14 protein-coding genes are annotated in these 15,151 nt (G+C 66.6%); 7 read left to right on the top strand and 7 right to left on the bottom strand.

The annotated features are described in order from the left end of the window. Window positions 1-27: 27 nt before the first annotated feature. A complete protein-coding gene (locus tag RCO27_RS05640) occupies window positions 28-456 on the top strand; it encodes an Hpt domain-containing protein (protein ID WP_309001654.1) in 429 nt (142 codons plus the stop codon). Window positions 457-466: 10 nt separating this feature from the next. Here the strand turns inward: RCO27_RS05640 and RCO27_RS05635 are convergent, their stop codons facing one another. The 7 genes from RCO27_RS05635 to RCO27_RS05605 form a co-directional block, all read right to left on the bottom strand. Then, complete coding sequence (locus RCO27_RS05635) at window positions 467-1,753, bottom strand: DUF418 domain-containing protein (protein ID WP_309001653.1); 1,287 nt, start codon at window positions 1,751-1,753, stop codon at window positions 467-469. Window positions 1,754-1,858: 105 nt separating this feature from the next. After that, window positions 1,859-2,338 carry a bacterioferritin gene (gene bfr, locus RCO27_RS05630; RefSeq protein WP_309001652.1) on the bottom strand — a complete coding sequence of 160 codons (480 nt, stop codon included), beginning with the start codon at window positions 2,336-2,338 and terminating at the stop codon, window positions 1,859-1,861. Window positions 2,339-2,521: 183 nt separating this feature from the next. Then, window positions 2,522-2,692 (bottom strand): (2Fe-2S)-binding protein, encoded by a 171-nt coding sequence (locus RCO27_RS05625; protein WP_309001918.1) that lies wholly within the window; start codon window positions 2,690-2,692, stop codon window positions 2,522-2,524. A gap of 56 nt (window positions 2,693-2,748) precedes the next feature. After that, entirely contained in the window at window positions 2,749-3,162 is a 414-nt protein-coding gene (locus RCO27_RS05620) for a DUF3052 family protein (protein WP_309001651.1), read from the bottom strand. 58 nt (window positions 3,163-3,220) lie between these two features. After that, window positions 3,221-3,685, bottom strand: a complete 465-nt coding sequence (locus tag RCO27_RS05615) for a hypothetical protein (protein ID WP_309001650.1) — start codon at window positions 3,683-3,685, stop codon at window positions 3,221-3,223. Window positions 3,686-3,789: 104 nt separating this feature from the next. After that, window positions 3,790-6,042 (bottom strand): phosphoribosylformylglycinamidine synthase subunit PurL, encoded by a 2,253-nt coding sequence (gene purL / locus RCO27_RS05610; RefSeq protein WP_309001649.1) that lies wholly within the window; start codon window positions 6,040-6,042, stop codon window positions 3,790-3,792. A gap of 318 nt (window positions 6,043-6,360) precedes the next feature. Continuing rightward, complete coding sequence (locus RCO27_RS05605; RefSeq protein WP_309001648.1) at window positions 6,361-7,707, bottom strand: glycosyl hydrolase family 28-related protein; 1,347 nt, start codon at window positions 7,705-7,707, stop codon at window positions 6,361-6,363. Between the two features lie 195 nt (window positions 7,708-7,902). On the opposite strand from RCO27_RS05605, the gene RCO27_RS05600 reads away from it, so the two are divergent. From RCO27_RS05600 to metC, 6 genes are read left to right on the top strand one after another with little or no spacing between them, the layout of a single operon-like run. Continuing rightward, on the top strand, window positions 7,903-8,955 hold the full coding sequence (locus RCO27_RS05600; RefSeq protein ID WP_309001647.1) for an AI-2E family transporter: 1,053 nt from the start codon (window positions 7,903-7,905) through the stop codon (window positions 8,953-8,955). Between the two features lie 22 nt (window positions 8,956-8,977). After that, window positions 8,978-10,492, top strand: coding sequence for a peptidase S10 (locus RCO27_RS05595; RefSeq protein WP_309001646.1), 1,515 nt, complete (start codon window positions 8,978-8,980; stop codon window positions 10,490-10,492). A 4-nt stretch (window positions 10,493-10,496) separates the two neighbouring features. Continuing rightward, entirely contained in the window at window positions 10,497-11,276 is a 780-nt protein-coding gene (locus RCO27_RS05590) for an SDR family oxidoreductase (protein ID WP_309001645.1), read from the top strand. A gap of 13 nt (window positions 11,277-11,289) precedes the next feature. Further along, window positions 11,290-13,017 (top strand): cytochrome c biogenesis protein DipZ, encoded by a 1,728-nt coding sequence (locus tag RCO27_RS05585; RefSeq protein WP_309001644.1) that lies wholly within the window; start codon window positions 11,290-11,292, stop codon window positions 13,015-13,017. A gap of 21 nt (window positions 13,018-13,038) precedes the next feature. After that, window positions 13,039-13,881 (top strand): 3-mercaptopyruvate sulfurtransferase, encoded by an 843-nt coding sequence (gene sseA / locus RCO27_RS05580; protein ID WP_309001643.1) that lies wholly within the window; start codon window positions 13,039-13,041, stop codon window positions 13,879-13,881. Continuing rightward, a complete protein-coding gene (metC, locus tag RCO27_RS05575) occupies window positions 13,878-15,056 on the top strand; it encodes a cystathionine beta-lyase (RefSeq protein ID WP_309001642.1) in 1,179 nt (392 codons plus the stop codon). The genes sseA and metC overlap by 4 nt, the downstream gene beginning before the upstream one ends. Window positions 15,057-15,151: the final 95 nt, after the last annotated feature.

The following is a 15,151-nucleotide window of genomic DNA, read 5'->3' as shown; positions in this document are numbered from 1 at the left end:
CACGTGGACGAAGAAGGAATATCGGCGTTGCAGGGCGCATCCGATCAGCTCGTGGACTGGGCGGAGTTCCAGCGCGTACGCGCGGAGCTCGGCGCCAATTTCGTGCGCATCCTCGGCTATTTTCGCGAGGACGGCGAAAAGGCCGTGGCAAGGATCGAGGCGGCGATGCACGACCGTGACGCGACCGCCCTGGTGCTTCCGGCCCATACGATGAAGTCGGAGGCGCGTCAGTTCGGCGCGGAGATGCTGAGCCGGCTCGCCGAGGAGATCGAGGTCGCGGCACGCCGCGCGGTCGAGGCGCAGCTGTTCCCCGACCATATCGTGCCGGAGGTCGCGAAGCTCAGGCCGATGTATCTGCGCACCATCGATCTTCTGGAGCGCGAGACCAATCCGCTCGCCCAGCGCCGCCGCACCTTCGGCCGCGGGCCCAGCAACCAGGAATTTGGCCGGCTCTAGGGTCGGTACCCTAAGTCGGCGCCCGGCGCATCGGCTGGAACTCCCAGCGGGCGAGGCTGCGCCACAGCCATTCGAACGGGCCGTAGCGGAAGCGTTCGAGCCAGGGCTTCGACCAGAGCAGCATCAGTGCCCAGGTCGCGATCACCGGGATCCACAGCGCGATCCGGCTCAGCGAGCCATAGAGGCCGAGGCCGTAGCCGTAGAACAGGGTCGTCATCAGGAGCGACGTGCCGAGATAGTTGGTGAACGCCGCGCGTCCGGCCGCCGCAATCCGCTCGACCAGTGCGCCGCCGTTGCGGGTCAGGAGGATGATCAGCGCGGCATAGGCGTAGATCATCACCGGGCGGAACGGGACGGTCGCGGCGAAGGCGACGGCGATCACCCAGCCCACGTCGAAATCGTGCGAGGCGACCAGCCAGGCCATGGCGGCATAGACCGGGACGGCGATAGCGAGGCCGACCAGCGCGATCTTGCGGTACCGGGCGGGCTGCCATTCGCCCCGGAAGAAGCCGCTCTTCAGCGCGGCCATGCCGAACAGCATGTAGGCGATCGTCTCGGCGCCGAAGAACAGGACCTGGATGAATGGGTTCGCACCTTGCTCGAAGAGCCGGTGGTGGACGAGGCCGGCCCATGGTCCGAGGTGCAGTGCCAGATTGTCGGCAAGGTGGGTCCCGCGCTGCGGGCCGAATTGCTGTTGCAGCTCCTGCCATTGTCTCGCCGTCTCGGCGTCGAGCGTGGCGGCATGGGTGCTCATGTAGAGGGCACTGGCCCCGAAGCTGCCGAGGAACAGCATTTGCACCACCAGCAGGCCGATGCCCCAGAGCACCAGCCCCCGCGGCGCCAGATCGCGGAAGAGGAACAGGACCATGCCGCACAGCGCATAGGCGACGAGGATGTCGCCGAACCAGATCAGGTAGAAATGGGCCAGGCCGAACAGCAGCAGCCAGAACATCCGCCGGTAATGGATCGAGGCCGCCGACGCACCGGACGCCGTGGCCCGCTCGATCACCAGCAAGGTGCTGGCCCCGAACAGGAAGGAGAAGAGGCCGCGCATCTTCCCGTCGATGAAGATGAAGCTGAGCAGCCAGGAGGCGAGGTCGGCGTCGCTCGGCGTGCCATAAGCGAGCGGGTTCATATAGGCCGCGAACGGCATCCCGAAGCCGACGATGTTCATCGCCAGGATGCCCATCACCGCCACGCCGCGAACGATGTCCAGCGCGGCGATGCGCCCCGGCGTGTCGCGTTCCGCGGCGTCGACGTCCGGGAGAGGGATGGCGGCCATGCTGGCAGGGGTCATCGCGCGTCGGTCTCCCGGCGGTTTTGCGCTGGATAGCCGAACCGGCCTCGCGCGCACCATCGGAAAATGGGCGAAACGCGGGTTCGGGCGGCTGCGCGGCGGGCCCTATTCCTCCGGCGGGCGCGAGTTGAGCTGAATGTAGTTCTGCAGGCCCATCCGGTCGATCATCTCGAACTGGGTCTCGAGAAAGTCGATATGCTCCTCCTCGCTCTCTAGGATGTCCTCGAACAGCTCGCGGCTCTTGTAGTCGCGAACCTGCTCGCAATGCTCGATCGCATTCTTGAGCTGGCCGACCGCCTCCCGCTCGAGCTCGAGGTCGGCGCGCAGGCACTCCTCGACGGTCTCGCCGATGCGCAGGCGGCCGAGCATCTGGAAATTGGGCAGGCCTTCGAGGAACAGGATGCGCTCGGCGAGCCGGTCGGCATGCTTCATCTCGTCGATCGATTCGTGCCGCTCGTAATCGGCAAGCCGCTTCACGCCCCAATTGTCGAGCATGCGGTAGTGCAACCAGTACTGGTTGATCGCGGTCAGCTCGTTCTTGAGCGTCTCATTCAGGAACTCGATGACCTTGTCGTCGCCCTTCATGGGTGCAGCCTCCGATTGGGTATGCCCGGTTATAACGCAAGGTGATCCGAAAAGGCACCAGAAAAATGGCGGAAAACTGCGAAAAATGCTCGTTCTTGCTAAGCATTTGCGTTCTGATCTGAAGGCGGAATCCGGCACTCATGCGCGAACGCAAGTCATTCCTGATTGTGCGAAAACCGCCGCTCAGGCGGCGGCGCGTTCGGAGTCGATGATCTCGCGCGCAAAGGTGAAGCACTGGCCGCAGCGCGGCTTGCGGCCGAAGCAGCGATAGGCGCTGGTCGGGCAGGACGCACCATCGCGGGCGGCCTGGCGGACCTCGGTTTCCCGAATCGCGTTGCAGACACAAACGATCATCACGATCGGAAGTAGCGATAATGCGACACGTTCGCAATATCTCCCGCGACTGATTTTCACTCCTGCCGGAGCGCGCGGCGGACGACGAGCTTGAGGCCGGACCAGATGTCGTCGACCGCGCAGACCTTCACGTCGACCAGGCCGGTCGGCAGGGCGACCTCGCGAATCGCGTCCTCGGTGACGTCGGTCGGGACCTTCGAGGCCTGCTTGGGCCAGGAGACCCAGAGGAAGCCGTCCGGGGCCAGCAGGGGATGGAGGCGGGCGATCGCCGATTCCAGCTCCTCGCGGCCGGTGACGAAGACATGGGCGGCGTCGATCGGCGCCTCGTGCCAGATCAAATGCTGGAGATCGAGGCCATGGCTTTCGATCTCCGCGCGCACGCTGGACGGCATCTCCTCCCACCAGACGCGCATGCCGTCCTTGAGCGACAGCTTCCGCGCCAAGGGCGTACCGGAATAGCCAGCAGTCATGATCCTCTCCCCCGCCGTCATCATACCGTCATTTCGGCGGCGGCGGGAGGAGGGTCGTTCAGGCGGGGAGGGCGGCGGCGACGCGGCTCCTGAGCATGCTGGCCGTGATCCAGGCGATGGGCAGGCCGACCAGGACGATATGGGCGAAGAGCTGGGTCGCGATCGACATGGCCGACGGCGGGAAGGCGGCCGGCCAGCGCATCGGCACGACGACGAGGTTCATCAGGGCATAGGTGACGAGGCCGTAGATCACGCCCCATTTCAGCGGCTGGGCGGTGAGCGCCGGCATCCGCGTCGCGGCGAAGACATAGGCGGCGACCATGACCGCCATCAGCGTGAAGTGGACGGCAAGGCCGAGCGCGGCGCCGGCGGCGCCCCATTCGGTCGCCGGCGGGAACGGGCCGGAGGCGACGTAGCGGAGCATGTTCGCGGGCGCGCGGCCATAGGCCAGGGTCAGGATGGCCGCGAACAGGATGTCGAGCGTGCCGGCCGCGAGCGTGCCGGCGAGAAACGGTTTCAGCATTCTTCCCCCTTGCGTCATGGCGGACGAAGAGGCGATCCGGCACCGCGTGGGCACTGACCGGACGGACCGCCTCGCCGCCTCAGCGGTCCACCATGGCTACGGGGTCAGGCGAGCGCAGCGTCCTTGCCCATGAGCGTCGGAAAAAAGCCCTCGTGCGCACGGCTGATGTCGGCGAGGGGGACCTGGGCGAAGTTCGTGATGTCGTCACCGACAGTGATATCTGCGCCGCCTGTCCGACCGATCCATATGACCGGGACTTCCGCAGCTTCAGCCAAGCGAACCAGGTCTTCGCTCTTGCTCGTGCCAATCACATAGCGCCCCTGATCCTCACCAAACATTTGAGCGGCCAGAGGTACCTCGCTCTCCCAATTGGGATTCACCACGCAGCCCACATTGCCAGCTAACGCCATCTCGGCAATTGCCACGAGCAAGCCGCCATCGGACACGTCGTGGACGGCCGACACGAAGCCCTCCCGTATCAGGTTCCGGATCAGTTGCGCTGTCTTGCGTTCAGCTATGAGATCGACCGGGGGTGGCGGGCCGCCTTCCTTTCCCTGAATTTCTCGAAGCCAGAGCGACTGGCCCAAATGGTTGCCACCGTGCGTCTTCGAGCCAACCACCCAGACATCCTGAAATTCCCTGAACGCGATCGTCGCGCTCTTCTCCCAATCCGGCATCAGGCCGACGCCGCCGATGGCGGGGGTGGGGAGGATGGCGCTGCCGCCGCCGGTGGCCTTGCTCTCGTTGTAGAGGGAGACGTTGCCACTCACGATCGGGAAGTCGAGGGCGCGGCAGGCTTCGCTCATGCCTTCGAGGCAGCCGACGATCTGGGCCATGATCTCGGGGCGCTGCGGATTGGCGAAGTTGAGGCAGTTGGTGACCGCGAGCGGCGTGGCGCCGACCGCCGAGAGGTTGCGATACGCCTCGGCGATCGCCTGCTTGCCGCCTTCATAGGGATCGGCATAGCAATAGCGCGGGGTGCAGTCAGTGGTGATGGCGAGCGCCTTGTTCGTGCCGTGGACGCGCACCACGGCGGCGTCGCCGCCCGATTTCTGGACGGTGTCGGCGCCGACCTGGCTGTCATACTGCTCCCAGATCCAGCGGCGGCTGGCGATGTCCGGCGAGGCCATCAGCTTCAGGAGATCGGCATCCGGGGTCAGGGTGTCCAGGCCCTCCTCGAGCGGCTTCACGCCGGCCCAGACCTTGTACTCTTCGCGGCTCACGTGTGGCCGGTCGTAGAGCGGCGCCTCGTCGGCGAGCGGGGCGAGCGGGATGTCGCAGACCGTCTCGCCGTTGAACTTCAGCACCATGCGGCCGGTGTCGGTGACGGTGCCGATGACCGCGAAATCCAGCTCCCACTTGCGGAAGATCGCCTCCGCCTCGGCCTCGCGGCCGGGCTTCAGCACCATCAGCATCCGCTCCTGCGATTCCGAGAGCATCATCTCGTAGGGCGTCATGCCGGTCTCGCGCTGCGGGACCTTGTTCATGTCGAGCTCGATGCCGACGCCGCCCTTCGACGCCATCTCGACCGAGGAGGAGGTGAGGCCGGCGGCGCCCATGTCCTGGATGGCGACGATCGCGTCCGAGGCCATCAGCTCGAGGCACGCCTCGATCAGCAGCTTCTCGGTGAAGGGATCGCCGACCTGGACGGTGGGGCGCTTCTCCTCGCTGTCCTCGCCGAAGTCGGCCGACGCCATCGTCGCGCCGTGGATGCCGTCGCGGCCGGTCTTCGAACCGACATAGACGATCGGATTGCCGACGCCGGAGGCCGCCGAATAGAAGATCTTGTCGGTTTCGGCGACGCCAACGGTCATCGCGTTGACCAGGATATTGCCGTCATAGGCCTTGTGGAAATTGACCTCGCCGCCGACCGTGGGGACGCCGACGCAATTGCCGTAGCCGCCGATGCCGCCGACGACGCCGGCGATCAGGTGGCGCATCTTGGGATGGTCCGGCCGGCCGAAGCGCAGCGCATTGAGATTCGCGACCGGGCGCGCGCCCATCGTAAACACGTCGCGCAATATGCCGCCGACCCCGGTCGCGGCGCCCTGATAGGGCTCGATGTAGCTCGGGTGGTTGTGGCTCTCCATCTTGAAGATCGCGGCCTGACCGTCACCGATGTCGATCACGCCGGCATTCTCGCCCGGACCGCAGATCACCCAAGGCGCCTCGGTCGGCAGCTTCTTCAAGTGGATACGCGAGGACTTGTAGGAGCAGTGCTCCGACCACATCACCGAGAAGATGCCGAGCTCGACCAGATTGGGCTCGCGGCCGAGCGCGTGGAGGACGCGCTCATATTCTTCCGGAGAGAGACCGTGCTCGGCGACGACTTGCGGCGTGATCGGGGATTCGCTCATGGCGCGCTCCCTAGCGGGGGAGGCGCCGCGCGCCTAGCCCGCGGCGGGCCGGGCGCGAATGTTCCCAATGTTCGCGGTCACCAAGGAGACGCCCTCCCGACGTTGTCAGACTGCGCGGAGCGTCGAAACGAACAAATCAAAGAGCCGCCGACCCGGGAGCAGGCCCGAGTCGCGGGCGAGCATGTCGGACGAAATCCTATTTGTATCCAACAATCGAGAACAGCGGCTCTCGACCCATTGCGGACAAAAAAGCCCCCGCCGAAGCGGGAGCAGATTGCTCTCGAACTAGCTGCGTTTCTTTCCGCGCTGCAGCTTGGCTCAGGGCGCGGCGGTGTAGGCGATGCTCCCTTCGATGTAGGACCCACTCGCCCATGGGCCGGGCACGCTTCCGGTCGCCGGTGTAACGGTTGACTGGTTGAGCTGGATGTATGCGTCGTCATCCGAGGCCCCTATGTTCAGGAGCAAGTTATAGTGGGTTCCAGCGACGTCGGCGAAAGCCCTGCCGATAACTCGTGCGACAGATGCGAACGGCAGCTGGACGCGCGCATTGCCTGACCCGAAGTTCATTCCGGTACCGAATGCGATCCGAAAGTCGACAAACACATCGTAACCGGCGCGCGAATAGAAGCCAATGCGCGATCCTGAACCAACTGACGGGCTGCCACTCGCAAGAAACTGTGGTGTGAACGCGATACGCGGGTGCCAGATCGCATTGTCCCGGGAGTTGATCGTGACCGTCGCTCCCTGCGTTCCATAAACCTGATGAAGGTAGAAACTGGATCTCGAGACAAGCGCGGATATTGTGAAGTTGGTATCGTTCGCGACGATGTTCGTCGGGCCCCAGCGGATGCCGGAAATGCCGTTGGTCCCGTCGCCGATCGTGATCGATGTGTCGGCGAAGTTGTTGCCGTCGAATGATGCAAACGAGCCATAGATCGTGACCGCCCCACCGATGCGGTTTCCGGTGCATCTGATTCCGCCATCGGTGCGTGTCGCGAGCTTGCCGAACTGGCTGTCGGAAACCGCGAGACTTGCGCCGCCACTGACCAAGATCCCGCCCGATGGCTGAGATGTACCGATGCCGATCAATACATTATACTGGTTTCCCGATCCGTCGAACTCGAACTCGTATCCGGCTGAGGCATAGGCGGTCGACACCTGCCAGAGGCCTCCAAAAACCGCCGTTGCCGTCCCCGAGCCCTTGAGTGCACGGTAGCGAGCGTCCAGAGAATCGCAGCCGACAAACTGAGCCTCATCGCCAGAACAGACGATGTTGTCGCCCGAGTAGGTAGTGCCTTCGCCATCGAAAGTAATCCCGATGCACTTGTTGCCGCGCTTCTTGAGTTCGATCAGGGTACCGTTCGCGTTCTTGATGATCTGGACCTTGCCGAGACCGATCAGGCACTGATAATCTGTATCAACCTCAATGCCTTGGCAACGATAATTGCCGTCGGGAAATACAACATTCCTGCCGGTCGCTAAGGCATCCTGCAGAGCAGTTGTGCTATCCATGCCTCCGGTCGGATCAGCGCCGTAGTCGGTCGCAAGAACGGCATCCCTGAGACGATCTTCGACTGAGCGCACAACAGCGCCCATGCCAGTTTGAAAAAAGCCGACGAGAGACGAACCGTCGGATGCGGCAAGCTGTGCTTCTGTAACGTACATGACTGCCTCCTGAGTTAGAGGCGATCCGAGTTACGCACGCAAATCCTACATATATCCAACAATCGGACGTCCGCTTTCCACCCAAAGCAGACTCTCGAACTATGAAGAGGCCCCGTCGGCGACGCGCCGCTGCCGCAGCAGTCGGCCGCATAAAGGGAATTCGCAGCCGCGCCGGCTTGCGCTAAGCGCGTCGACATGGCCGATCCGCCGCCGCAGCCCGTACGACCCCGCCCGATCATCCCGGTGACGGGGCTGGTGCTGGCGGCCGGCACCGCGGTCGTCGCGCTCTGGTTCCTCTACCAGATTTCCGGCGCGATCCTGCTGCTGTTCTTCGCCGCGGTGGTCGGCATCGCGCTCTCCGCGCCGGTGCAATGGTTCAAGCGGCGCGGCCTGTCCCACCGCATGGCGGGGACGGTCACCCTGCTGCTGTTCTTCGGGACGATCCTCTTGCTCGGCTGGCTGGTGATCCCGCGGCTGATCGCGCAGATCGTGTCGCTGGTGAACGGGCTGCCGCGATTCATCGTGCAGATCGAGAATCAGGTCGCCGAGCTTCTCTCAAACTATCCCGACCTCCAGCATTTCGTCCGCCTCGGCGGGGCGGGCGGCGACTTCGCGGCCACCGCGGTCAACCTGTTCGCCGGCGTGGGTGCCGCCTCGCTCTCCCTCCTGGGCTTCATCGCGCTGATGCTGATCTTCTTCAGCACCATCGCCTATATCGTGCTCGATCCCAAGCCGATCGTGCAGGGCTATATCGGCAGCCTTCCCTACGAGCACCGCGCCGCCGGCGTGCGTGCCTATCGCCGCGCCGCGCGCTCGGTGATCGGCTGGGCGCGGGCCAGCCTCGTCGTGGGGGCGCTGCAGGCGATCGCCGTGTTCGTCTTCCTGACGCTGATGGAGGTGCCGGGCGCGCTGGTCTGGGCGGCGCTCGCCTTCTTCGCCGATTTCATCCCGCGCATCGGCGGCTACGTGATGGCCTTTCCGCCGGTCGTGCTGGCGCTCGGCCAGAGCCCGATGACGGCGGTCTGGATCGCGGTCTTCTACGCGGTCAGCAACGAGATCCTGGGCAGCGTCGTCGCGCCCAAGATCCGCGGTGCGACGATGCAGCTCCATCCGGTGCTGATCATCTTCTTCACGCTTGCATTTGCCCTGGCTTTCGGCCTTTTGGGCGCCATCGTCGCGGTCCCCGCGGCGGCCTTCGCCTCGGCCTATTACAGCGAGTTCTACATGAAGCGGCCGCCAGCCCGATAACGAACGAAACAGGGAGAGTCTCTTGTCGAAGCGCAGCCTTGCCATTGTTGCCGCACTCGCCGTCGCCACCAGCCTTGCCGGCGCCGTGACCGCCCAGGAGCGCCCGAATACCGAGAGGGCGACGCCCAAGGGGCCGCCGGCGGACCGCGAGCCGGTCGTCTCGGTCACCCGTCACACCGGCACCTTCGGCGGGCAGCGCATCACCTATACGGCCACCGCCGGCGAAACCTTCCTGCGCGCCGAGGACGGGACGCCGCGCGCCGCGATCTTCTCGACCGCCTATGTGCGCGAGCCGCGCGATCCCAATCGCCCGGTCACCTTCCTGTTCAACGGCGGCCCGGGCTCGGGATCGGTCTGGCTGCACATGGGCGCTTTCGGCCCGAAGCGCGTCGCCATTCCCTCCGACGGCACCGACGACGGCGCGCCGCCCTTCCCGATCGTCGACAATCCCGACAGCCTGCTCGACGTCACCGACATCGTCTTCATCGATCCGGTCGGCACCGGCTTCTCCCACGCGCTCGGCGACACCAACCCGCAGGACTTCTGGGGCGTGACCAAGGATGCGGAGTCGGTCGCGCAGTTCATCCGCCTTTGGCTCAACGAGAATGACCGCTGGAACGCGCCCAAGTTCCTGGGCGGCGAGAGCTACGGCACGACCCGCTCGGCGGCCGTGCTGAACCAGCTCGAGGGGCGATTCAACGACGTGTCGCTGAACGGCGTCATCCTGATCTCGACCATCCTCGATTTCGCCGCGGGTGCCGACACGCCGGGCAACGAGCTCACCTACATGCTGAACCTGCCGTCGATGGCTGCGACCGCGCTCTATCACGGCAAGGCGCAGGCGGCCTCGGTCGAGGAGTTCACCGCCGAAGCGCGCCGCTTCGCGATGGGGCCCTACGCCCACGCCCTGCTGCAGGGCAGCGCGCTGCCCGCCGAGGAACGCGCCTCGGTGCGCCGCGAGCTCGCCCGCTTCACCGGCCTGTCCGAGGACTATCTGGAGCGGGCCGACCTGCGCGTGCTGCCGGGGCGGTTCTACAAGGAGCTGCTGCGCGACCGCGGCCTCACCGTCGGCCGGCTCGACAGCCGCTACACCGGCCGCGACTATGACAATGCCGGCGAGGAGCCGGACAACGATCCCAGCTTCTACGGCATCGACGGCGGCTATACCGCCGCGATCAACCAGTATCTGCGCGAGGACCTGCGCTTCCGCACCGACCGCGCCTATGTGACGATCGGCCAGGTGAGCCCGTGGGACTGGCGGCTCGGCCAGGGCCGGGACAGCGACGCCTATCTCAACGTCGCGCCCTATATCGGCCGGGGCCTGCGCGAGAACAGCGGCCTCAGGATCTTCGTCGGCCAGGGCTATTACGATTTCGCCACGCCCTTCTTCGCCGCCGAATATTCGCTGTCGCGCACCGGCATCCCGACCGACCGGATCCGCTACGAATATTACGGCTCCGGCCATATGATGTACGTGCGCGACGAGGACCGGGTGAAGCTCAGCCAGGACATCCGCGACTTCATCCGGGCGCGCTGACCCCATGGACCTCGGCCTCGCCGGCAGGAACGCGCTGGTCTGCGCCTCGAGCCGCGGTCTCGGGCGCGCCTGCGCGACGGCGCTGGCCGGGGCCGGGGCGCGGGTGGTGATCAACGGGCAGGACGAGGAGCGGCTTGCCCGCGTCCGCGACGAGATCGCGGCGGAAACCGGCGCCGAGGTGATCGCGGTGGCGGCCGACGTGTCGAGCCCCGTTGGGCGGGCGGCGCTGGTCGCGGCGCTCCCGCAGGTCGACATCCTGGTCAACAACAATGGCGGCCCGCCGCCGCGCGATTTCCGGGCGATCGACCATGACGGCCTGATTGCCGGGGTCGAGGCCAACATGATCGCGCCGATCCAGCTCATCCAGGCGGTGATCGACGGGATGATCGAACGGCGCTTCGGCCGGATCGTCAACGTCACCTCGGCCTCGGTGAAGGCGCCGCGGGCCGGGCTCGACCTGTCGAGTGGCGCCCGCGCCGGCCTCACCGGCTTCGTCGCCGGCGTGGCGCGGTCGGTGGCGCACGCCAATGTGACGATCAACAACCTGCTGCCGGGCTCGTTCGACACCGATCGGATCACGGCCCTGGTCGCGAATACGGCGAAGCAGAGCGGGCGCGATCCGGCCGAAGTCCGACGCGCCAGCGAAGAGGCGATCCCGGCCAAACGGTTCGGCAGCCCGGCCGAATTCGGTGCCGCCTGCGCCTTTCTCTGCTCGGCGCAGGCCGGCTACATCACGGGTCAGAGCCTGTTAATCGACGGGGGCGCTTTCCCGGGCGTGATGTAGCGAAAGGCGACCGGTGCTCCTCTTCCTCGTGGCCTATCTCGGCGGGGTGCTGACCATCGTCAGCCCCTGCATCCTGCCCGTCCTTCCCTTCGTCTTCGCCCGCGCCAACCGTTCCTTCCTGAGAAGCGGCCTGCCGCTGCTCGCCGGCATGGCGGTGACCTTCGCGGGTGTGGCGACGCTGGCTGCGGTGGGCGGCGGCTGGGCGGTGCAGGCCAATCAGGCGGGGCGCTGGGCGGCGATCCTGCTGCTCGGCCTCTTCGGGCTTACCCTGCTGTTTCCCGCCATCGCCGACCGCGCGATGCAGCCGCTGGTCCGGCTCGGCGCGCGCCTGTCGAACCGCGCCGACGAAGGGCGGGAGAGCATCGGCGGCGCGCTGTTGCTCGGCGTCGCGACCGGCCTGCTCTGGGCGCCCTGCGCCGGGCCGATCCTCGGCCTGATCCTGACCGGCGCGGCGCTCAACGGCGCCAGCGTCAGCACCACCGTGCTGCTCTTCGCCTACGCATTGGGCGCGGCGACATCTCTGGCGCTGGCGCTGCTTATCGGCGGGCGGGTGTTGGCCTTCATGAAGCGCTCGCTCGGCGCCGGCGAATGGGTGCGGCGCGGGCTCGGGTTGCTGGTGCTGATCGGCGTCGGCGCCATCGCGCTCGGGCTCGACACCACCTATCTCGCCCGTCTCTCGACGGCCCAGACCGAGGCGATCGAGCACAGCCTCGCCGGCCGGCTCGGCATGGACATGCCGCGCGGCTCGACTGAACTCGCCGAGCGAGGCGGGCGGCTGGACCTGCCGGTGGAAGGCCATCTGCCGTCGTTCGACGGCATCACCGAATGGCTCAACTCGAACCCGCTGACCCGCGAGCAGCTGCGCGGCAAGGTCGTGCTGATCGATTTCTGGACCTATTCCTGCATCAACTGCCTGCGCGCCATTCCCTATGTGAAAGCGTGGGACGAGCGCTACCGCGACGACGGGCTGGTGATCATCGGCGTCCACGCCCCCGAATTCGCGTTCGAGCGCGACGTCGCCAACGTCCGCCGCGCGATCGCCGATCTCGGCATCCGCTACCCGGTCGCGATCGACAACGATTATGCGGTCTGGCGCGCGTTCGACAATCGCTACTGGCCGGCCCACTACTTCATCGATGCCCGGGGCCGGGTGCGCTACCATCATTTCGGCGAGGGCAATTACGATCAATCGGAGCGGGTTATCCGGCAACTCCTTGAGGAGGCCGGCCGCACGCCTGCGCCGATGGCCGGAGCGGTGGCGGCCCAGGGTGTGGGTATGCAGGCGGCGCGCGAGACCCTACGTTCGCCCGAAACCTATCTCGGCTATGTCCGGGCCGAGCATTTCGTCTCGCCCGGCGGCCTGGTCCGCGACCGGCCGACCACCTACCTGCCCGGCACGATGGCGCTGAACCAGTGGTCGCTGGCCGGCAACTGGACGGTGCAGCGGCAGAATTCCCGGTCGAACGCTGCGGGCGGCGGGATCGCCTTCCGCTTCCATGCCCGCGATCTCCATCTCGTGCTCGGCAGCGCCACCGGCCGGCCGGTCCGCTTCCGGATCACGATCGACGGGCAGGCGCCCGGTGCGGCCGCGGGCATGGACGTCGACGCGGCGGGCAACGGCACCGTCACCAACCAGCGGCTCTATCAGCTCGTTCGCCAGCAGGGGGCGATCGGCGAGCGCCTGTTCGAGATCGAGTTCCTCGATCCGGGCGTCGAAGCCTTCGCCTTCACCTTCGGCTAGGAGCGGGCTAGGAGGCCCGTCATGGACCTCCTCGTTTCCACCGACTGGCTTGCGGCCGAACTCGGCGCGCCGGATCTGCGCGTGCTCGACGCGACCGGCTTCCTGCCCGCCTCGGGCCGCGATGTCCGCGCCGAATATGCGGCCGCGCACATTCCCGGCGCCGCCCGTTTCGACATCGACGCGATTTCCGATCCGGAGAGCCCGCTGCCGCACATGCTGCCGGGCGAGCATCTGTTCGCGAGCCGCGTCCGCGCGCTCGGGATCGGCGATTCGAGCCGGATCGTCGTCTACGACAATTCGCCGCTGCACAGCGCCTTTCGCGCCTGGTGGATGCTGAAGACCTTCGGCGCGCGCCATGTCGCAGTGCTCGATGGCGGCTTCCAGAAATGGACGGCGGAAGGTCGCCCGGTCGAGAGCGGCGTGCCTGAGCCCGCCCGCGGGCACTTCACGCCGGTGCGCGACGAAGCGGCGGTGGCAAACAAGGCGCTCGTCGCCAGCCTCGTCGGCGATCCCCGTCACCAGATCCTCGACGCGCGCTCGGCGGCGCGCTTCGCCGGCGAGGAGGCCGAGCCCCGCGCCGGTCTCGCCTCCGGCCATATCCCCGGCTCGCGCAACCTGCCGCAGGGCCAGCTCTTCAACCCTGACAACAGGATGAAGCGCGGCGACGATCTGCGCGCCGTGTTCGAAGGCGCAGGTGTGGATCTGGATCGGCCGCTCATCACCACCTGCGGGTCGGGCGTGACGGCGGCGGTGCTGCTGTTCGGCGCGCGACTGCTCGGCAAAACGGACGTGCGCCTGTATGACGGGAGCTGGTCCGAATGGGGTGCCGATCCCGAAACCCCCAAGGCGAAGGGAGCGGCATGAGCGAGCACAAGCCCGAGACGCGGCTGATCGAGGCCGGGCGCCGCCGGGAATGGACCCATCTCGAAAACGGGGGCGGCATCGTCAATCCGCCGGTCTGGCGTGCCTCCACGATCCTGTTCGACAGCGTCGCGGACATGCAAGCCGCCGAGCCGCCGCGCATGGGCACGCTCCAATATGGCCGCAGCGGCACGCCGACGAGCTGGGCGCTGCGCGAGGCGCTGACCGAACTGGAGCCCGGCGCCGCGGCGACGCACCTCTATCCGTCCGGCTCGGGCGCGGTCGCCGCCGCCCTGCTCGCGGTGCTGGAGGCGGGCGACGAGCTGCTGATGGTCGACAGCACCTACGGGCCGACCCGCGCGCTCTGCAACACCCTGCTCAAGCGTTTCGGCGTCACGACCCGCTATTACGATCCACTGATTGGCGCCGACATCGCGAGCCTGATCGGCGACAAGACCAAGGCGATCTTCCTCGAAAGCCCCGGCTCGCTCACTTTCGAGGTGCAGGACGTGCCCGCGATCTGCGCGGTGGCGAAGGAACGCGGCCTGGCCACCCTGATCGACAACACCTGGGCGACACCGCTCTTCTTTCCCGCGATTCCCGCCGGGGTGGACCTCTCGATCCTCGCCTGCACCAAATATATCGGTGGCCATGCCGACCTGATGCTGGGTTCCGTCACCTGCACTGAACCCTTTGCCCAGCGGCTGCAGCAGGCGAGCAAGGTGCTCGGCCAGACGGCGAGCCCGGACGATGCCTGGCTGGCGCTGAGGGGCCTGCGCACCCTCGACGTGCGCCTGCGGCGGCACGAGGAGAACGGCCTCAAGGTCGCGCGCTGGCTGAAGGACCAGCCGCAGGTCGCTCAGGTGCTGCATCCGGCGCTGCCGGATTGCCCCGGCCACGAACATTGGACACGCGACTTCAAGGGCGCGACCGGGCTGTTCGCGTTCGTGCTGGACGGCGGTGACGACGCGGCAGCTGCCCGCCTGATCGACTCTCTCGAACTGTTCGGCATCGGCTACAGCTGGGGCGGCTTCGAAAGCCTCGTTTGCCCGGCCGCCCCGACCCGCACCGCCAGCACCCGCGACTGGGCCGGCCCGATCGTGCGGCTCCACATCGGGCTGGAGCACCCGGACGATCTGATTGTCGACCTGGCGGCCGGCTTGGCTCGCTACGACTAGGTTTTTGCGTCAAATCAAGATCGTCATTGCGAGGAGCATAGCGACGAAGCAATCCAGTCTGACTCGACGGCTGCGCTGGATTGCTTCGCTTCGCT

Origin of the sequence: Sphingosinicella sp. LHD-64 (assembly GCF_031157375.1) — a bacterium.
GTDB lineage: Bacteria > Pseudomonadota > Alphaproteobacteria > Sphingomonadales > Sphingomonadaceae > Allosphingosinicella.
The sequence above is the reverse complement of the archived record's forward strand: the minus strand, read 5'-3'. Positions and strand labels throughout refer to the sequence as shown.

Coding starts and splice junctions, on each gene's coding strand:
- RCO27_RS05635 (WP_309001653.1), bottom strand. CDS start 1,753: ATGACCCCTGCCAGCATGGCCGCCATCCCTCTCCCGGACGTCGACGCC.
- bfr (WP_309001652.1), bottom strand. CDS start 2,338: ATGAAGGGCGACGACAAGGTCATCGAGTTCCTGAATGAGACGCTCAAG.
- RCO27_RS05625 (WP_309001918.1), bottom strand. CDS start 2,692: ATGATCGTTTGTGTCTGCAACGCGATTCGGGAAACCGAGGTCCGCCAG.
- RCO27_RS05620 (WP_309001651.1), bottom strand. CDS start 3,162: ATGACTGCTGGCTATTCCGGTACGCCCTTGGCGCGGAAGCTGTCGCTC.
- RCO27_RS05615 (WP_309001650.1), bottom strand. CDS start 3,685: ATGCTGAAACCGTTTCTCGCCGGCACGCTCGCGGCCGGCACGCTCGAC.
- purL (WP_309001649.1), bottom strand. CDS start 6,042: ATGAGCGAATCCCCGATCACGCCGCAAGTCGTCGCCGAGCACGGTCTC.
- RCO27_RS05605 (WP_309001648.1), bottom strand. CDS start 7,707: ATGTACGTTACAGAAGCACAGCTTGCCGCATCCGACGGTTCGTCTCTC.
- RCO27_RS05600 (WP_309001647.1), top strand. CDS start 7,903: ATGGCCGATCCGCCGCCGCAGCCCGTACGACCCCGCCCGATCATCCCG.
- RCO27_RS05590 (WP_309001645.1), top strand. CDS start 10,497: ATGGACCTCGGCCTCGCCGGCAGGAACGCGCTGGTCTGCGCCTCGAGC.
- sseA (WP_309001643.1), top strand. CDS start 13,039: ATGGACCTCCTCGTTTCCACCGACTGGCTTGCGGCCGAACTCGGCGCG.
- metC (WP_309001642.1), top strand. CDS start 13,878: ATGAGCGAGCACAAGCCCGAGACGCGGCTGATCGAGGCCGGGCGCCGC.